16 protein-coding genes, 1 tRNA gene, 1 other RNA gene and 1 pseudogene are annotated in these 17,464 nt (G+C 69.6%); 7 read left to right on the top strand and 12 right to left on the bottom strand.

All coding sequences use genetic code 11. The annotated features are described in order from the left end of the window. Positions 1-11 precede the first annotated feature (11 nt). Positions 12-1,242, bottom strand: a pseudogene (locus M4I32_RS13990) (MFS transporter). Positions 1,243-1,334: 92 nt separating this feature from the next. On the opposite strand from M4I32_RS13990, the gene prfB reads away from it, so the two are divergent. From prfB to smpB, 4 genes are all read left to right on the top strand, one after another. Next, a complete protein-coding gene (prfB, locus tag M4I32_RS13985) occupies positions 1,335-2,444 on the top strand; it encodes a peptide chain release factor 2 (RefSeq protein WP_319035096.1) in 1,110 nt (369 codons plus the stop codon). A gap of 64 nt (positions 2,445-2,508) precedes the next feature. After that, positions 2,509-3,705 (top strand): cell division ATP-binding protein FtsE, encoded by a 1,197-nt coding sequence (gene ftsE, locus M4I32_RS13980; protein ID WP_319035095.1) that lies wholly within the window; start codon positions 2,509-2,511, stop codon positions 3,703-3,705. Further along, positions 3,702-4,616: a permease-like cell division protein FtsX gene (ftsX, locus tag M4I32_RS13975; RefSeq protein WP_319035094.1), complete on the top strand. Its 915-nt coding sequence runs from the start codon at positions 3,702-3,704 to the stop codon at positions 4,614-4,616. Before ftsE ends, ftsX begins: the two co-directional genes overlap by 4 nt. Before the next feature lie 88 nt (positions 4,617-4,704). Further along, a complete protein-coding gene (gene smpB / locus M4I32_RS13970; RefSeq protein ID WP_319035093.1) occupies positions 4,705-5,181 on the top strand; it encodes an SsrA-binding protein SmpB in 477 nt (158 codons plus the stop codon). A gap of 6 nt (positions 5,182-5,187) precedes the next feature. On the opposite strand, the gene M4I32_RS13965 is transcribed toward smpB, so the two are convergent. Then, entirely contained in the window at positions 5,188-6,657 is a 1,470-nt protein-coding gene (locus tag M4I32_RS13965) for an MFS transporter (protein WP_319035092.1), read from the bottom strand. Next, a complete protein-coding gene (locus M4I32_RS13960) occupies positions 6,654-8,033 on the bottom strand; it encodes a M20/M25/M40 family metallo-hydrolase (RefSeq protein ID WP_319035091.1) in 1,380 nt (459 codons plus the stop codon). Before M4I32_RS13960 ends, M4I32_RS13965 begins: the two co-directional genes overlap by 4 nt. A 152-nt stretch (positions 8,034-8,185) precedes the next feature. On the opposite strand from M4I32_RS13960, the gene ssrA reads away from it, so the two are divergent. Continuing rightward, positions 8,186-8,555: a transfer-messenger RNA gene (gene ssrA / locus M4I32_RS13955) on the top strand. Between the two features lie 84 nt (positions 8,556-8,639). On the opposite strand, the gene M4I32_RS13950 is transcribed toward ssrA, so the two are convergent. From M4I32_RS13950 to M4I32_RS13920, 7 genes are all read right to left on the bottom strand, one after another. After that, positions 8,640-10,034: a lipocalin family protein gene (locus tag M4I32_RS13950; RefSeq protein ID WP_319035090.1), complete on the bottom strand. Its 1,395-nt coding sequence runs from the start codon at positions 10,032-10,034 to the stop codon at positions 8,640-8,642. A 420-nt stretch (positions 10,035-10,454) separates the two neighbouring features. Beyond that, positions 10,455-11,537, bottom strand: coding sequence for a YihY/virulence factor BrkB family protein (locus M4I32_RS13945; RefSeq protein ID WP_319035089.1), 1,083 nt, complete (start codon positions 11,535-11,537; stop codon positions 10,455-10,457). Further along, a complete protein-coding gene (locus M4I32_RS13940) occupies positions 11,534-12,112 on the bottom strand; it encodes a DUF3618 domain-containing protein (RefSeq protein WP_319035088.1) in 579 nt (192 codons plus the stop codon). The genes M4I32_RS13945 and M4I32_RS13940 overlap by 4 nt, the downstream gene beginning before the upstream one ends. After that, complete coding sequence (locus tag M4I32_RS13935) at positions 12,109-12,522, bottom strand: phage holin family protein (protein WP_319035087.1); 414 nt, start codon at positions 12,520-12,522, stop codon at positions 12,109-12,111. The genes M4I32_RS13940 and M4I32_RS13935 overlap by 4 nt, the downstream gene beginning before the upstream one ends. A 3-nt stretch (positions 12,523-12,525) precedes the next feature. Further along, a complete protein-coding gene (locus M4I32_RS13930) occupies positions 12,526-13,260 on the bottom strand; it encodes a hypothetical protein (RefSeq protein WP_319035086.1) in 735 nt (244 codons plus the stop codon). Between the two features lie 135 nt (positions 13,261-13,395). Next, on the bottom strand, positions 13,396-14,070 hold the full coding sequence (locus M4I32_RS13925) for a TetR/AcrR family transcriptional regulator (RefSeq protein WP_319035085.1): 675 nt from the start codon (positions 14,068-14,070) through the stop codon (positions 13,396-13,398). Next, positions 14,060-15,055, bottom strand: a complete 996-nt coding sequence (locus tag M4I32_RS13920; RefSeq protein ID WP_319035084.1) for an epimerase — start codon at positions 15,053-15,055, stop codon at positions 14,060-14,062. The genes M4I32_RS13925 and M4I32_RS13920 overlap by 11 nt, the downstream gene beginning before the upstream one ends. 26 nt (positions 15,056-15,081) lie before the next feature. On the opposite strand from M4I32_RS13920, the gene M4I32_RS13915 reads away from it, so the two are divergent. Next, positions 15,082-15,735, top strand: coding sequence for a DUF4166 domain-containing protein (locus M4I32_RS13915; protein WP_319035083.1), 654 nt, complete (start codon positions 15,082-15,084; stop codon positions 15,733-15,735). Here the strand turns inward: M4I32_RS13915 and M4I32_RS13910 are convergent. Together M4I32_RS13910 and M4I32_RS13905 are read right to left on the bottom strand one after the other, a co-directional pair. Next, positions 15,713-16,291 carry a hypothetical protein gene (locus tag M4I32_RS13910; protein ID WP_319035082.1) on the bottom strand — a complete coding sequence of 193 codons (579 nt, stop codon included), beginning with the start codon at positions 16,289-16,291 and terminating at the stop codon, positions 15,713-15,715. The genes M4I32_RS13915 and M4I32_RS13910 overlap by 23 nt on opposite strands. A gap of 28 nt (positions 16,292-16,319) precedes the next feature. Further along, complete coding sequence (locus M4I32_RS13905) at positions 16,320-17,141, bottom strand: inositol monophosphatase family protein (RefSeq protein ID WP_319035081.1); 822 nt, start codon at positions 17,139-17,141, stop codon at positions 16,320-16,322. A gap of 100 nt (positions 17,142-17,241) precedes the next feature. Here M4I32_RS13905 and M4I32_RS13900 point away from each other — a divergent pair. Further along, positions 17,242-17,314: transfer RNA gene (locus M4I32_RS13900), tRNA-Lys, on the top strand. Positions 17,315-17,464 lie beyond the last annotated feature (150 nt).

Below are 17,464 nucleotides of genomic sequence, written 5' to 3'. Positions count from 1 at the left end.
CGCGCCGCGGCTCAGGGCCGTGCGCGCGGCACGAACCGGGGCACCCAGCGCAGAAAGCCCACCGCGCCGAGCAGCCCCAGCATCCCGACCACGGCGGTCGCGCCCGCGATCGACCAGACCGCCGTCAGCCCCGAGACCAGCAGCGGCGTGAACGCGCCGCCGGCGTCGGTGAGGGTGCGCCACGAGCCGAGGAACGGCGCGGGGTCGTCGCGCGGGGCCAGATCGGCGCCGAGGGTGAGCAGGATGCCGCTCGAGAGGCCATTGCCGACGCTCAGCACCATCGCGAACGCGGCGAACCACATCTGCGCGTCGGCGAGGTCGTGGGTGAATGCCAGGGCGATGAAGCCGCATCCCATGAGCACCATGGCCGGCAGCGCCGCCCACAGTCTGCCGAACCGGTCCATCACCTGGCCGCTGGCATAGAACAGGGCGAAGTCGATGGCACCCGCCACCCCGACGACGAGCGCGATGGTTGAGGCGTCCAGGCCGATCGACACACCCCACAGCGGCAGCACCAGCTGACGGGCCGAGCGCACCGCCGACAGCGACGCCGCGGCCACCCCCCAGACGCAGCAGCACCGTGCGATGGCGCCACATCGTGCGCCACACCCCGACCCGCTCGGCCGTCGGGATCGACCCGGTCACCGCCTCGCCGGTGTCTTCGGTGTCGAACCCGGTCTCGCGCGCGACGCTCGCGGGGGAGTGCAGTGCGGTCTCGGGGTCGGGGCCCCACAGCACGAGCAGCAGCACCGCCACCAGGCACCCGCCGAAGAACCAGATGGCGGCGTTCGGGGTGGCGAACAGGAACAGCAGCAGCGCCGTCACGAAGGGGCCGACGAACATGCCCAGCCGGAACGCCCCGCCCAGCAGCGCCAGGGCACGCGCCCGGTGGGTCAGCGGCACGCGCGTGGTCATGAACGAGTGGCGCGCCAGGCCGAAGGCCGCGGCGCAGAAGCCGATCAGCAGGATGGATGCCGCGAGCACGCCGACGCCGGGCGACCAGAGCAGCCCGGCGACGCCGAGCAGCGCGATGAGGCCGGCCCCCGCCATGGTCGCGCGCTCCCCGAATCGCGCGACGCACCAGCCCGCGGGGAGGTTGCCGATCAGCTGGCCGACGACGAGCGCCGACGCGACGAGCCCGGCCATGGCCAGGTCGGCGCCGAGGTCGGCGGCGATCACGGGGATCAGGGGCAGGATCGCTCCCTGCCCGAGAGCGAACAGCAGCGTGGGGCCGTAGATCATCGGCGCCAGGCGACCCACGAGCGCGCGCACGGTCAGGGCGTCGGGGCCGGAGGCGGGATGGGGCACGGGCATCCACGTTAGTCTGGAGTGTCATGCTCGAACTCGATCTCTCCTCCGACATCCAGGCGCTCCGCTCGACCTTCTTCGACATCCTGAGCGTCGTGGACGTCGAGGCCGTGCGCGCCGACATCACGCGCCTGAGCGAACACGCTGGGGCGCCCGACCTGTGGGACGACCCGGCCGCTGCGCAGAAGGTCACCAGCGCGCTGAGTCATCGCCAGAGCGAACTCGCCCGCATCGAGTCGATCGACCGGCGCCTCGACGACCTCGAGGTGCTGGTGGGTCTGGCGAACGAGATGGAAGACGACGAAGCCGCCGAAGAGGCGCGCCGCGAACTCGTCTCGCTCGAGGGCGCCATCGGGCAGCTCGAGGTGCAGACCCTGCTCGACGGCGAGTACGACGCCCGTCCCGCGGTTGTCACGATCCGCGCCGGCGCGGGCGGGGTGGATGCGGCGGACTTCGCCGAGATGCTGCTGCGGATGTATCTGCGCTGGGCCGAACAGCACAAGTATTCCGTCACTGTGATGGACACCTCCTACGCCGAGGAGGCGGGCATCAAGTCCGCGACCTTCGAGGTCGACGCCCCCTACGCCTTCGGCACGCTGAGCGTCGAGGCGGGCACGCACCGCCTGGTGCGGATGAGCCCGTTCAACTCCGCCGGCAAGCGGCAGACCTCGTTCGCCGCGGTCGAGGTGATCCCGCTCATGGAAGAGGCGCAGGAGGTCGACATCCCCGAGACCGACATGCGCGTCGACGTCTTCCGCTCGTCCGGACCCGGCGGCCAGTCGGTCAACACCACCGACTCCGCCGTGCGCATCACCCACCTGCCCACGGGCCTGGTCGTGTCGATGCAGAACGAGAAGTCGCAGATCCAGAACCGGGCGGCCGCCCTGCGCGTGCTGCAGGCGCGTCTGCTCCTGCTGCAGAAGGAGCAGGAGGCGGCGACCAAGAAGGAGCTGGCCGGCACCATCACCGCCAGCTGGGGCGATCAGATGCGCTCGTACGTGCTGGCGCCCTACCAGATGGTCAAGGACCTGCGCACCGAGCACGAGGTGAACAACCCCAGTGCCGTCTTCGACGGCGACCTCGACGGATTCATCTCGGCCGGCATCCGCTGGCGCAAGCGCCCCGTCGAAGAATGACGCACCTCGACTGACGGGTGTCGCTTCGGGCGCTGCGGCGCCGCGCGCTTAGGCTTTCTACGCCATGATCCGGTTCGAGAACGTCACCAAGACCTACCGCGGTTCCCAGAAGCCGGGCCTCAGCGGAGTCGACTTCGAAGTCGTCCGCGGGGACTTCGTCTTCCTCGTCGGCCCTTCCGGCTCGGGAAAGTCGACATGCCTTCGGCTGATCCTCCGCGAAGACGCCCCCTCCCAGGGCCGGGTCGTCGTACTCGGCCGCGACCTCACCACGCTGTCCAACCGCAAGGTGCCCTATTTCCGCCGCCACGTCGGCGCCGTGTTCCAGGACTTCAGACTGCTGCAGTCCAAGACCGTCTTCCAGAACGTCGCCTTCACTCTGCAGGTGACCGGTGCGTCGCGCGGCTTCATCCATCAGGCCGTGCCCGAGGCTCTCGAGCTGGTCGGCCTCGCCGGCAAGGAGAAGCGGATGCCGAACGAGCTCTCGGGCGGTGAGCAGCAGCGCGTGGCGATCGCCCGCGCGATCGTCAACCGCCCGCAGGTGCTGCTCGCCGACGAGCCCACCGGAAACCTCGACCCCGCGACATCCATCGGCATCATGCAGCTGCTCGCCCGCATCAACGCGAACGGCACCACGGTGCTGATGGCCACCCACGAGGCCGGCTTCGTCGACCAGATGCAGCGCCGCGTGATCGAGCTGGCACACGGCGAGATCGTGCGCGACGAGGTGCACGGCGGCTACGGCGACACGTCGCAGCTGCCGAGCCTCGCGCCCGCCAAGCCGAAGGGCGCCGAGTCGATCGCGGCGCTGACCGCAGTGCTCGAGCTTCAGCAGCGGGTCGCCGCGGGAACCGCCGATCCGTCCACCGCGCTCGCCTACGAGCGCCTGCTCGCGACCGAGAACGCCACGGCGTCGGGGGTGACCCCGGATGCTGCCGTCACCGTTCCGTCCGCCGCGACGACGGTGCCCGAGCCCACGGCGCCGGAGGAGACCGCGCCGGTGCCGGATGCCGAGGCGCTGGCGGCGGCGAATGCCGCCGTCGCCGCGATGACCGGCGCGAACGCCGCGGCGGCCGTGGAGGCCGAATCGGCCGCCGAGGACGCTGCGACCCCGTCGGCACCCCCGGCGGCGCACGACGCTCCGCGTGCGTCGCTGACCGGCCCGATCGAGGTCGACGTGCCCGAACTGCCCGAGGTCGGTGTGGCCGACCGGCTGGGCCTCGGCGAGACCGACGAAGACGAGAACGTGGGGCCCACTTCGTGAGGATTCAGCTCATTCTGGCGGAGGCCCTCACGGGACTGCGCCGCAACGCCTCGATGGTGATTTCGGTCGTGCTGGTGACGTTCGTGTCGCTGACCTTCGTCGGCGCCGCGATGCTCATGCAGATGCAGATCGGCAAGATGCAGGAGTTCTGGGTCGACCGCGCCCAGGTGGCGGTGTACATGTGCACCTCGATCTCGGTCGGACCCACCTGCGTCGACGGCACCGCGACCGAGGAGCAGGTGGAGCAGGTCCAGACGCAGCTGGAATCCGAGACGCTGGCTCCGCTGATCCAGGAGGTGCGCTTCGAGACCCGCGAGGAGGCGTACGAGAACCTGATCGCCCAGATGGGCGAGGATTTCGCGGGCGTCATCACCGCCGATCAGATGAACGAGACGTTCTGGATCAACCTGGTCGACCAATCGCAATCGGACGTGCTGATCGAGGCGTTCAGCGGCATGGACGGCGTGGAAGAGGTCGCCGACCAGCTGCAGTACCTCGATCCGCTCTTCCAGGCGCTCACCGTCGCGACCTACATCGCGGTCGGAATCGCCGGTCTCATGCTGGTCGCCGCTGTGCTGCTGATCGCCACCACGATCCGCCTGTCGGCGTACGCGCGACGGCGGGAGCTCGGCATCATGCGCCTCGTGGGCGCCTCGAACAGGTTCATCCAGACGCCGTTCATCCTCGAGGGGGTGCTGGCGGCTCTGCTGGGTTCGGCGCTGGCCAGCCTCGCGGTGTGGGCGGGGCTGGAATTCGGCGTCGAGGGGTATCTGCGCGACCGCGTCGCCTTCATCACGACGTGGGTGGGCGCGACGGAGCTCGCCATCGTCGTGCCGGTCATGATCGTCGTCGGCGTGCTGCTGGCCGCGCTCTCGGCCGGGTTCGCCATCCGGCGCTGGCTGAGAGCCTGATCCCCGGCTCGCGTGGCCCTGGCCGGCCGGCGCGGTAGACTCATGGGCTGCCGCGTCCACATGCGGCGCGAACGGGTCGGAGGGTGTCATGGTCAAGGAACGCGGTGAGAAGGTCGTCGCGACCAACCGCCGCGCGCGTCACGACTACACCATCGAAAAGACCTACGAAGCGGGTCTGGTCCTCACCGGCACCGAGGTCAAGTCGCTGCGACAGGGGCGCGCCAACCTCACCGACGGATACGCGTACGTCGACGGGGGGCAAGCGTTCCTCGACGCCGTGCACATCCCCGAGTATTCGCAGGGGCACTGGACCAACCACGCCGCCAAGCGCACGCGCAAGCTGCTGCTGCACAAAGAAGAGATCGTCAAGCTGGGGCACGCGGCATCCGCCGGCGGGTACACCCTGGTGCCTCTCAAGCTCTACTTCTCAGACGGTCGCGCCAAGGTCGAGATCGCGCTGGCGAAGGGCAAGCGCGAGTTCGACAAGCGGCAGACCCTGCGCGAACGACAGGACAAGCGCGACGCGGAACGCGCGATGCGCACGCGCAATCGCATGAACGAGTAGGCGTCGCTACATCACCGGCGGACGGGCGTCGGCCGCGACGGGCTCGTGTTCGGCGGCGTCGGTGAAGGCCCGCCGAGGCACGAAGGCCAGGGCGAGTGCAGCCACCAGGGCGGTCGCACCACACAGCACCCACACGGTGAAGTAGCCCGCGAGCGAGCCCGCCGTGCCCTCGGACGCCGCGGCGGCGCCGGCGACGCCCTGCAGCAGCGCGATGCCGAACACGCACGAGGCGATCGCACCGCCGACGGTCTTGACGGAATTGGTCAGGCCGGTGGCGACACCCGTCTGGGTCGGGGGAGCGGCGGATGCGGCGGCGGCGGGCAGCGCGGCGACGAGGGCGCCGGAGCCGAGCCCCACGATCACCATGTTCGTGATCACCTGCGGGTAGCTGTGGTGGAAGGGCAGGAACATGAGGAACCCGATGCCCACCAGCAGCGACGCCCCCATGAGCGCCAGGCGTGGCGCGGTCAGCCGCGCCACGAGGGGGAACGAGAGCGCCCCGACGATCATCGCGACGAGGTAGACGCCGATGATCAGCGACGTGGCGAACCCGGTCGTGCCGAGCCCGTACCCGTATACGCCCGGGTCGGTGCGCGCGAAGGTCGACAGCGGCGCCTGGGCGCCCAGCACGCTCACGCCGAACAGCCCGGCGGTCAGGAAGACGGGACCCAGCGCGGGCGAGCGGAACATGCGCACGTCGATCAGCGGGTCGGGATGCCGCAGCTCCCACGCCGCGAACGGCCACAGCAGCAGCAGCCCGAGCGCGACGAGAGCCCACGAGAGCACGTCGCCGACGCCGTTGAGGCGCAGAAAGCTCAGGCCGCCCGTGAACGCGATGAGCGCGAACGAGATCAGCACGAGTCCGACCGTGTCGAAGGCGCCGCCCACGGGATCGGGGGACTCGCGCACGCCCAGCCAGATGACGAAGAAGCACGCGACGACGGCGAGCGCCGGGATCAGGAGCACGATCCACAGCGGCAGCACATCGACGAGCGCGCCGCCGACGAGAGCGCCGCTGATCGCGCCCGCCTCGAGGGCCGCGACGAGGATGCCGGCCGCCCGGGCGGTGATCACCGAGCGCCCCGACATGGTGCGCGAGCGCGACCATATCAGCGCGATCTCGAGCGGGAGCCACACGACGTAGAAGCCCTGCAGGGCCCACGCGACGAGAAAGACGGTGAAGGAGTCGGTGAACGGCAGCACGAGCGACGCGGCGGCCGTGACGGCGGTCGAGACCATCAGCATCCGCTTGTGCCCGACCATGTCGCCGAGCTTCGCCAGTGCGGGTACCACGAGCGCCGACAGCATCAGCTGCGAGCCCTCGAGCCAGTTCACGTCGGCGTCGTGGATGCCCAAGTGTCGGGCGATGTCGGTGAGCATGGGCGTGTAGTAGCCCTGGATGATCCCGCTCGTGAACTCGACGAAGGCCAGGAATCCGACGACCGAGGCGAGGACGCCCAGGCGCGGTGCGGTCACGGTGCCGTGTCCTCGTCGTTCGTGGTGCCGGGCAGATTCAGCAGCAGCGTGCGGTGGAACAGCTCGCCCCGCTCGAGCGAGGCCACCTCGACGCGCTCGTCGACGCCGTGGATCGAGGCGCGCTGCGCCGACGACATCCGCAGCGGTGCGAAGCGGTAGACCGCGGGGGAGTACCGGTGGAAGTGGCGCGAATCGGTCGCGGCCATCATGACGTAGGGAACGGGCAGCGCCTCGGGGTAGGACGCCGCGACGCCCGCGGCGATGAGCGCGAAGGGTGCCCCGTCGACGGAGGATTCGGCGGAGGGCTCACTCGCGTCGAGCACATGGATGTGCACCCGGCGGTCGCGGATGCGGCGGCGCACCCGCCGGATGGTGGTGGCGACGCTCTCGCCCAGGGCGATGCGCAGGTTGAGGGTAGCGGTCGCCGTGGAGGGCAGCACGTTGGCCGCCGAGCCGCCGGTCTGCATCGTGGCGGCCACCGTCGTGCGCACCAGCGCGGCGGGCTCGCCCCCGAGCAGCGTGAACACGCGCGCCGTGAGCCGGGGCGATGCGGCGAGCAGCCGGTAGAGCGCCGCGACCGGCGGGGAGGCGCGGGTGGCGAACAGCCCCAGCATCCGTGAGATGGCGGCAGGTGTGCGGGCGCGGAATGTCGCCGGCGAGACCCGGTCGACGGCGCGCGCGATGCGGCGCACGGCGGTACGCGTGGGCGGGGCCGAGGCGTGGCCGCCCTCGCCCCGGGCGGACAGGCGCAGGCTGAGCACGCCCTTCTCGCCGACGCCGATCATCGCCGCCTCCCCGCGCACGAGGGGCAGGGGGGCGTCGACGACCGCCCCGCCCTCATCGAGCACGAGCCACGGGCGGATGCCGCGCTCGTGAAGGGTGCGCGCGGTCCCGAGCGCGGCGGCGCCGAAGGTCTCCTCGTTGCCGCCGAACGACAGATAGACGTCGCGGGCGGGGGCGAAGCCGGCCGCGAGCAGATTCTCGACGGCCTCGAGCACGACGGCGAGCGGACCTTTGTCGTCGAGGGCGCCCCGCCCGTGCACCCACCCGTCGGCGACGACGCCGGCGAACGGATCGTGTCGCCACCCGTCTGACCGGTCGGCGGGGACCACATCGAAGTGCGCCATCAGCACGACGGGGTCGGCCGTGGCATCCGACCCCCGCCAGTGGTAGAGCAGGCCGAGATCGGTGACGCTCTCGCGATCGAGCCGCTCATGGACCAGCGGATAGAGCTCTTCGAGCAGCGAGACGAACTGCTCGAAAGGGGCGGCGCCCCGTTCGTCGATCTCGGCGCTGACGGTGGGAATGCGGATCATGCGCGAGAGCCGCTCTGCGAACCCGGGTCTGGGTGTCACGGATGACGGATCGGGTGTCATGCGCCCACCCTAGCGGCGCCGGGCGACGCACAGGGGAGCCGGGAATGCGACGACCCGGGCATCCGTTGTACAGTGAAGGGCTCGGGTGCAATGCGCTCGAGAGACAACTCCACAGCGTGCGAACAGCGGCTCCTTCGACGAGAAGGACTCACGGGGATGATCGGTTTCGACATCGCCTGCGAATCTGCGTCAAGCGGGCCGAGGATGCAGGGTTATCTCGTTAACGCTCCTTGCAAAACTATAAGTGCCGAATCCAATCGCACTGACTTCGCCCTCGCTGCGTAAGCGAGCCCGATAGTCCGTCAGACCGTGGGTGATCCCGACACGGATCCTGGCGTCATCTAGGGATCTTGCTGCACGACGGCGCCTGAGCGTCGTGTGGGACTTTTTTCAGGCTGGGCCCGTCGACTTAGGTGTCTGTGACAAAGGTCGGGGCCGAGTAGAACGTCTGCACAGACTGCGCCCGGAGAAACCGCAGAGACACAGCGATGGACGGGGGTTCGATTCCCCCCATCTCCACCACCGCCGTTCGCACGAGACAGGGCCTCGACAACCGCATCATCACGCGGATGTCGGGGCCCTTCGTCGTGTGGCCATCTTCGCGAATCAGCAGTGCGGCGGCACGGGGTTCCCGGTCGGCGGCACACCTTGGATCTCCCCCCAGGCGTAGCCGCTCACGGCCTCGCCCCCCAGGGTGCCCGTGTAGGAGAAGAGGCCCTCGTACACCGCACGGTTCAGGGCGTTGAGCTCCTGATCGGGTGCGGTGGCGCTGAAGACGAGATCGGCTGCGGGGCGCGTCGATGAGCCATCGAGCTGGACGTCGTAGTCCAGGTGGTAGACGTAGCAGCTATGCGGCGACGTCCACGTGTTGGCGGTCGGGGTGATGTGGATCGCGTCCTGCGGCCAGTTGGCGGTGGGTTGGAGGGTGCCGTTGGCCGACTGCGACGAACCAGCGCCTCCGATCATCGCGTAGTGCAGCTGGCCGACCTCCTGCTGGCCGGTCGTGGCGATCAGCATGCCCTCCAGGCTGTCGGGGAGCTGCACCGAGAACTCGGTCCACTCGTACCCGTTGCCCACGACGTACTGCGCCGCGTCGTTGTAGGTCTCGGTGAGGTTGTCGAAGAACAGCAGGCCCTCGGTGCCGCTCGCGACGTACGACGACCCGACCTGCACCGACCACTGCTCGACCTCGACTAGAGGCATCGAGTAGTAGTGCGATCCCTGGCCGGTCATGGGGTCGCCGGTCGCCTCCAGATAGGCGCCGATGTCGCCGTCGTACTGATTCATGATCGGCGTGCGCTGATCCGTGGTGGGGATCGGCCCTCCGGATGCGGGCAACGGCTCGCCGTCGAACATCCACAGCGGGAAGAATCCGTTCGGGCCGTACCCCCACTGGATGATCCCGGTGACGTCTTTCGCCCGGATCGACAGCGTCGTCCACTCCCGCGCGTTCGATCCGGCCATCCCGGTCTCGACCGAAACGGTCAGCTCGTACACCGACCCCACGGCTCCGATCGCCCCCGATACGACACGCATGTCGACGACCTGCTCGGGATCGCCGGTGTTCTGCTGCTCGACATGGATGTTCCACGGCTGATAGCTGATCGTGGTGGGCACGGAGATGTCGGCGAGACCGTCGATGCCGCCGAATGTCGGACCCTGGTCGAGCGAAAGTCGGTTGAAGATCAGGCCCGACTCTTCCATCGTCAACCACGGCACCTGGAGCCCCGGCACAACCGTGTTGCCCTGCGACATCAGCGCGATCGAGTTGGTCGCGCCCTGTTCGTCGACGAGGTGACCGAAGAACTCGAACGACTGCGAGTCGTACTGCGGCAACCCGGTCGAGAGGAATGACCGGAAGCCCGTGCAGTCCTCGCCCTGAGCCAGCGCCGTCGTCGAATACGAGGCGATGGAACCGAAATCCAGGACCGGGATGGCGGGATCTGTGCTGCTCGTCGGGCACGCCGGCGGCACGGTGGGCGTGGGCGTCGGGGTCGGCACCGGAGTGGGACGCGAGGTCGGCTGTGGCTCCGGAGTGCCGCCCCCTCCCGCGTTGCCGCCGCCGGAACCGCCGCCGGAGTTGCCTCCGCCGGAACCTCCGCCGGAGTTGCCTCCACCGGGGTCACCGGGAGCGGTCGGAGGCGACGTCGGTGAAGGCGACGCGGTCGGCGTGGGCGTGGGCGCGGGGCCTGTCGTCGACGTGGGAGCCGGCGCGGAGGTCGGCGGCGGAGACGGGGCGCTGTCGGGGTCGGCCGCCTGCGTGCCGAACGTGCAGGAACTCAGTCCGAACATGACGGCGGCGGCGAGCAGCACTGCAGGGACGCGCGAAGACCTCACCCGGGCAGTCTTCCACATCCGCTGCCCGCCTTTCGGCGCGCGGCCGGCGGCACACGGGCGTCCCCTCCCTGCGTGCGCTCGCGCTCAGGTGCGGTTCCCGCCGCGCTCGGGAGGGGGTACGCCGCCGTCCCTGTGCTCCCGACGGATCCGACGCCCTTCGGCCTGGTCCTCGCGCTCCTTCTCCTGCGTCTTCTCGATCTGCGTGCGCTCGCGGGGCGGCAGTCGGATGCCGGACTCGGCCGGCACGCCCGCCTGCAGCTGCCGCGCGCGCTCGAGCTCGGCGTCGAACTCGGCACCGAACAGCAGTGCCAGGTTCGCTATCCACAGCCACAGCAGGAACACGATCACCCCGGCGAGTGAGCCATAGGTGCGGTTGTAGTTGGCGAAGTTCGCCACGTACAGGGCGAACAGAGCGCTGGCGACGGCGAGCGTCACGATGGCGATGACCGCGCCGAAGCTGATCCAGCGGAACTCCGGCTGCTCGACGTTCGGCGTCGCGAAGTAGAGGATCGCGATGACCAGGATGACGATCAGGAGCAGAACGGGCCATTTCGCGATGCTCCAGACCGTGGTGGCCGTCGCTGCCACACCGAGGGCGCTGCCGATCGCGTCGGTCACAGGTCCGCTGACGACAAGGAGGAGCGCAGCCGTCCCGACCAGGAGGAGGATGACGACGGTCACGAGCAGCTGTTGCGGCTTGAGCTTCCAGAACGGACGGCCCTCCTCGATCTCGTAGATGCGGTTCATGCCACGCCCGAAGGCGCTCACGTATCCCGACGCCGTCCAGATCGCCAGCACGACGCCGCCGACCAGCGCGAATCCTGCTCCGGGCGATATCGCGATCTGCTCGATCGGGGTCCGCAGTACATCGGCCGCACCCCCCGGTGCCGCCTGCTCGATGATGCGCAGCACCGCATCCGCCGTCGCCTGCCCCTGCCCGAAGACGCCGAGCAGGGAGAACACCGCCAACAGCGCGGGGAAGATCGAGAGCACGCCGAAGAACGTCAGCGCGGCGGCGATGTCTATGCACTGGTTGCGGGTGAACTCCCGCACGGTCCTCGAAGCGACGTACTTCCACGAGCTCTTGTCGATGTCGCCCGGGCTGTTCGGTTTCGCCGCGTCCTCGGGGGCCGGGGCGTACGTGCCGCTCGACTGCCCCACCGTCACGATGGCGTTCCACCGACGTTGCCGCGGGCCTCCTGCGCCCGCTGGGAGACGTCGTCCTTGGCCTCGGTGGCATCCTCGCGCACGTGGGCGGCCGCATCCGACGCCGTGTCCTTCACCGCGTTCGCGGCGTCGCGTGCAGGCTCCTCGAGGCCCGCCCCCACATCCTGTGCCACCGACTTGGCCTCGTCGACCAGCGGCTGTGCCTTCTGCTTGGCCTCGGCGGCGACCCGCCGCTCTCTGGACGAGGCCGGGATCAGCGACGAGACGAGAAGCCCCGCGCCGAAGGCGATCAGGCCGACCGCGAGCGGGTTGCCCTCGGCCTTGGCCTGTACGCGGTCCTTGGCCTGTGAGAGCTCTTCGCCGGCTGAGCCGTGCGATCCGGTCGACGAGCGGACGTCGTCGGCAGCACCCATGATCTTCTCCTTCACGGAAGCCAGGGCTCCCTTCATCCTGTCGGTCTGTCGGTGGGCGATCTTTGACGGCGTGACCTTGTCGGCGAGGGCGTCGACGTCCTCCCCGAGCTCGGTGCGCTGGCGTTCGATGTCGGCGCGGATCGCGTCGGTGGATTCACTCATCGGTTCTCCTCGTTTCTCTTCACAGCGGGCGGGATCTTGCTCAGTGTCTCGGCGGTCTCGGGAGCGCCTCGGATCTGCTTCATCTGAGAACGGCCGATGGCGAAGAGGATGCCGGCGAGGACAGCCCAGATCGCCGCGACGATGAGGGCAGACCAGCCGCCTCCCACCAGTGTTCCGAGCGCCCACCACAGGGCCAACGACAGAAAGAAGACCGCCATCAGCGCGGCGTAAGCCGCGCCGCCCGTCAGGCCCGCAGCCCGCCCGGCGCGGGCCGCGGATTCCTTGGCCTCGGCCTTCGCCAGCGCCAGCTCCTGGCGCATCAGCGCGGACAGATCGGAGGTGACCTCGCGCAGCAGGTCGCCCAGGCTGGTCGAGGCCGCCTGCTCCTCGGACGGTGTCGGCTCGGCCATCGGCTACAGCCCTCCGGGCCGCTGCGTGCCCCTCGCGGCATCCGCATAGACGGGTGTGTCCTGCGGTGGGGTTCCCTGCCCGGTCGCCGCCGCGGGCGTCGCCGGCGGGACACTCGGCTTGTCGGCCGGCTTCGTCACGTCGCGGGGGGTCCCTGACTCCCCGACGGAGGTCTCGGGTGTGTCTCGCGAGGTGCCCTGCGTGTGGGATCGAGAGGAATCGTCGTGGGCGTCCGATGCCAGCGCCCGAGTGAGTCGTCCGGCTGCGACACCGACGAGCCCGGCCGCGACGATGAATGTGCCGGGGTTGCGGCGGGCGTAGCTCTTCACCTCGTGCAGAAGGCTGCCCGGATCACGCCTGCCCAGCCAGTCCGCGGCATCCGCGAGCCGGGTGGACGCCTGGCTCACGAGGTCGCTCGCGACGCCTTGCGACGATGAATTGCGCGACATCTCACCGAGCTCGTCGCTCATCGCGCGCATGCCGTGGGCCACTCGCTCCTGCTGGGCTCCCGCCTGCTCCCGCAGTTCGTGCTGCGTCTGTGCGTAGAGGTCGCGCACCTGCGTCTTGGCTTCTTGCGCGACCGTGCCCGCCTCGTCCTTCGCCGTGTCGGCGACGTGGGCGGCATCGTTCGCGGCGGTGTCCTTGACGCCGCTGGCCTCCCGGCGCGCGGTATCGGTCTTGCGCTCGTCCGGGGCGGTCCCGGCAGAGGTGGGCGATCCCGGATGCTGGCTCTCCGACATGATTGCTCCTTCCTGACGCCGCTTCACTCGAAGTCGGCAGGAGCCCTGTGTATTAGGTCGGCGCCGTCGCGTGAGGGGGCTTGCCAATCGCGCTCGCATGTGCTGAAGTGCGCCGCCCCGTGACGTCCGCTCCCGCTACGCCTTCACGCCGCTGACGAGGGAGAGCAGATCCTTCAGCGGGCGACGCAGGAAGGGGAGGCGAGCGAGCGGGAGTGCGGTGGCGAGCAATCGCAATCCGCGATCCAGGAGGCGGCGGGTGCGTCGCTGTCCTGGTGAGGTGTCGTAGACCCAGAAGAGGGCGAGCAGCAGGTGCGCGAGCACCAGGGTTCGGGGCAGCAGAGCACGCATGTCTTCGGCGAGACCGGGGGAGTGCGCACCCTCGAGCGCGTGGGTGAACAGGCCCTGCACGATCGCCAATGCTTCCGCAGAATCCGACGACAGCGGATTGATCGGCGAACGGGGCGACGCGGCGGCGGAGAGGAACTCTCCGGCGTGCGCGTGGTAGGGATCGAGCTGATCGAGTCCGGTGGCGTATACGACCCGCAGTCGTTCGATCAGGCGGTGTTCGCCTTCGAGCCGCGGCTCGGCGGCGCAACGATGGGCCCGCTGCACGTCGAGGTAGAGCTCCTGGATGAGGTGGTTCTTGGACGGGAAGTGATAGTTCGTCGCCCCGACAGATATCCCCAGTTCATCGGCGATCCTGCGGATCGTGGTCGCATCGTATCCGTTCTCGAGGAATGACCGCAGCGCCGCTGCTCGGATGCGCTGCCGTGTGCGGTCGCCCCTGCCCTGCCCCGCTTCACCGGCCATCGCGCGCTTCCGCCCGCACACTGGCCACCGCGGCCGCGAGGTCGGGATGCGTGAACGTGAAGCCGGCGTCGCACAGCACGCCGGGAAGAACCCATCGGCTCTTGAGGATGAGCTCGGCTTCGCTGCGCAGCACCCACGTTCCGAGCTCGAGCATCCACCGACGGGTCGGCAGTCCCACGGGTGTTCGCGTCACTCGGCGGAGGGTCCGCATGAGAGTGCGGTTGTCGGAAGGGCGCGGCGAGGCGATGTTGATGGGGCCGCACAGCCGCTCGTCGTCGCGGATGAAGCGGATCGCCCCGACGACGTCGTCGATGTGCACCCAGCTGAACTTCTGGCGTCCGCGCGTGCGATACCACGGCGCACGCGCCGGTCCGCTCGGTTCCTCGCCGATACCGCGATACCGGTGGTGGGGCGCAGTCCATCCGTCGCGCTGCGGACCGCCGAGTCCGACGCGGGCGAGGGTCAGGAGCATCCGTGTCGCCGGACCGTCGCCGATGACGATCGCCATGCGCAACGCGGCGCGGCGGGTGTGGGGGAGCGGCGCCGCGAAGAAGGCGCGTTCCCATGAGGTGGCGACATCCACGGAGAAGCCCTCGCCGATCTCGCCGTCCGCCTCGGTGTGCGGCTGGTCCATCGTGTGTCGGTAGATGGTCGCCGTCGACGCGTTCATCCACAGCCGCGGCGGTCGCGCCGACTGTTCGATCGCTGCGCTGAGAGCCCGCGTGGTGTCGACGCGCGAGTCGAGGATGCGGCGCCGGTTGCGGTCGGTGTAGCGACAGTTCACGGACCTGCCGGCGAAGTTCACCACGACATCCGCGCCGTCCACCGCCCGACGAACGCCTGCCATGTCGCCCCAGCGCGTGCCCGTCTCACGCCCGATGACGCGGAGCTCGTAGCCGTCGCGGGCGAAAGCCCGGGTGACGGCGCGTCCGATGAAGCCGCTCGCTCCGGCGATCACCGCGACGGGCCGAGTCGTATCGCTCATGCTGTGAAGGTACTACATTACTGAACATGTTCAGTAATGCTCGGGACGCGTTCACCCCGCGCCGGCAGTCCGTCTACGAACGCGTGCTGGGCGAGCGTTTCGCAGCGCTGGATCCGCAGCTTCGCGAGTATTTCGGCTTCCTGCCGGAGGGCTCGAGGGGCGTGGGTGTCGGGACATACACGTCCGCGGGGCTGAGGATGCGCATGCTGTGGCCGGTCTTCGTCCTTCTCGGATGGCGGGGCGTCGCCTTCCCGAAACGTGAGGAGCTCGTGCCGTTCGTCATCGAGAACGCGGCGCACGCCGATGGCTCGCTGTCGGCGAGACGGACGTTCTTCTTCGGCTCGAGCACGCGGATGATGGTGGACTCCATGCGGGTCGACGACGAGCTGCTCATCGACCGAGTCGGCCGGCGGGGCGAGTTCGAAGTGCACCTCGCGCTGTCGGTGGTGGACGGTCGACTGCGAATGACGTCGCAGCGCCTGGCGCTTCGTCTGGGCCGGCTGCGGGTGCCGCTGCCCGCGTGGGCGACCCTCGTGTTGGAGGAGAGTGCTGCAGCGCCGGGTGACCGTTGTCAGCACGTCGAACTCACGGTCAACGCACCCGTCGTGGGTGAGATCTATGGGTACTCGGGCGCGTTCACCTATGAGCGTCGCACGCTCACTCGCCGGGGCGCTGGATGACCAGCAGGCTCGCCTTCGTGTCCGAGACGATCACCCAGCCGTCGCCGAACTGATACGTCACACCGTATCCCTCGTCGTCGGTGGCGACCGTGGTGTCCGGATTCTCTGTGATGTAGACGCCATCGTCTCCCTGCTCGCGGACCCACCCCTCGCCCACGAGGTCCTGCTGGGCGTCGTCGGCCGTATCGGCGTCGATCAGGGCCCATCCGTAGATCTGCACGTTGTCGGATGCCGCGGCCGAGAAGTCTCCCCACGCGCACCAGAGTCCGTCGGCGATCTCGGCGCTGCCGAGCCGGAACGGTTCCTCCTTCACCGTCCAGCCGGATTCATCGAAGGTGGTCAACAGGTTCTCGGGCAGCAGGTCGGCGCATTCCACGTCGGCCGGGGAGATGGCGGGCCCGGCATCCGGGGTCGCGTCGGTGGAGGGCTCCGCCGAGACCGTGGGGGTGGGATCCCCCGTCTCCTCCGGCGGCTCCTCCGGCGCCCCGGCGCACGCCGTGAGCATGGCGGCGAGGGCGATCAGGGTGAGGGTGCGGGCGGGCGTCGCAGATGTCATTCAGGGGCCTTCGTCGCGGGGGCGTCGGTCACGGAGCAGGGGGGTGGAAGTGGCCGAGCAGCGCCTCATGGAGCACGCCGTTGGTGGCGAATGCCGAGCCGGTGTCGATGGCGGCGTCGCCGTCGAACGACGTGACACGCCCGCCGGCCTCGGTGATGATCGGCACGAACGCGGCGATGTCGTACTCTTTCATGTCGAATTCGGCGACGAACTCGAGCCGCCCCTCGGCGAGCATCATGTAGGGCCACACGTCGCCGTACGCGCGGTCGCGGTGCACGCGCTCGGCGAGTTCGAGAAGGGCGTTCAGATGCCCCGCCTCGCGCCATTGCGCGAGGCTCTGAAAGCTGATGGACGCCTGCTCGATCGCGTCGATCGCCGAAACGCGCAGCCGCGTCGGCCGGGCGGACGTGTTCGTCCACGCTCCGGCTCCCTCGGCGGCCCACCAGCGCCGCCCCAGGGCCGGGATGCTGACGACGCCGACCACGGGGTGGCCGTGCTCGACGAGCGAGATCAGCGTGCCCCACATCGGGATGCCGCGCACGTAGTTGGCGGTGCCGTCGATCGGGTCGACGATCCACTGGCGCGACGCGTCGCCCGTGCGCCCGAACTCCTCGCCGACGATGCCGTCGGCCGGGCGTTCGGCCTCGAGCATCCGACGGATCGCCCGCTCTGCGGCGAGGTCCGCCTCACTGACCGGGGATGAATCGGCCTTCGTCTCGACCTCGAGGTCGGCGGCGTCGAAGCGCGCCATGGACTCGGCGTCGGCGGCGTCGGCGATCCGCAGCGCGAGGCGCAGATCGTCGTCGTAGGGGAGCGGTGGCGCACCCGGGGGACCGGCGGGAGTAGTCACCGCTTCAGGATACCGGCGGCGGCCTGCTCGATTGGCGGCGGGCGTAATCGTGATGGTAACGTTGATCCTCGGTCGTGGCGGCTCCACCCGCCGCGCCCACGCACCTCTAGCTCAATCGGCAGAGCAACTGACTCTTAATCAGTGGGTTCAGGGTTCAAGTCCCTGGGGGTGCACGGGATCGCCCCGGAGACTCTCGCCAGTCTCCGGGGCTTTTCTCTTGCCCGGCCCGTCGTCCCGTTCGGCGCGGGGTTATCGGCCAGAAAGTGTGGATGGGGCGGGCGTGTCAGTAGCGTCCTGCCCATCCTGATCTGAGCCAGAGTCCT

This window comes from Microbacterium sp. LRZ72, assembly GCF_033792225.1.
Classification (GTDB): domain Bacteria; phylum Actinomycetota; class Actinomycetes; order Actinomycetales; family Microbacteriaceae; genus Microbacterium.
The sequence above is the reverse complement of the archived record's forward strand: the minus strand, read 5'-3'. Positions and strand labels throughout refer to the sequence as shown.

What these genes read in the sequence shown, in the direction of transcription:
- prfB (WP_319035096.1), top strand. Translation starts at nt 1,335, where the DNA reads ATGCTCGAACTCGATCTCTCCTCCGACATCCAGGCGCTCCGCTCGACC.
- ftsE (WP_319035095.1), top strand. Translation starts at nt 2,509, where the DNA reads ATGATCCGGTTCGAGAACGTCACCAAGACCTACCGCGGTTCCCAGAAG.
- smpB (WP_319035093.1), top strand. Translation starts at nt 4,705, where the DNA reads ATGGTCAAGGAACGCGGTGAGAAGGTCGTCGCGACCAACCGCCGCGCG.
- M4I32_RS13960 (WP_319035091.1), bottom strand. Translation starts at nt 8,033, where the DNA reads ATGACACCCGATCCGTCATCCGTGACACCCAGACCCGGGTTCGCAGAG.
- M4I32_RS13940 (WP_319035088.1), bottom strand. Translation starts at nt 12,112, where the DNA reads ATGAGTGAATCCACCGACGCGATCCGCGCCGACATCGAACGCCAGCGC.
- M4I32_RS13935 (WP_319035087.1), bottom strand. Translation starts at nt 12,522, where the DNA reads ATGGCCGAGCCGACACCGTCCGAGGAGCAGGCGGCCTCGACCAGCCTG.
- M4I32_RS13930 (WP_319035086.1), bottom strand. Translation starts at nt 13,260, where the DNA reads ATGTCGGAGAGCCAGCATCCGGGATCGCCCACCTCTGCCGGGACCGCC.
- M4I32_RS13925 (WP_319035085.1), bottom strand. Translation starts at nt 14,070, where the DNA reads ATGGCCGGTGAAGCGGGGCAGGGCAGGGGCGACCGCACACGGCAGCGC.
- M4I32_RS13920 (WP_319035084.1), bottom strand. Translation starts at nt 15,055, where the DNA reads ATGAGCGATACGACTCGGCCCGTCGCGGTGATCGCCGGAGCGAGCGGC.
- M4I32_RS13915 (WP_319035083.1), top strand. Translation starts at nt 15,082, where the DNA reads ATGTTCAGTAATGCTCGGGACGCGTTCACCCCGCGCCGGCAGTCCGTC.
- M4I32_RS13910 (WP_319035082.1), bottom strand. Translation starts at nt 16,291, where the DNA reads ATGACATCTGCGACGCCCGCCCGCACCCTCACCCTGATCGCCCTCGCC.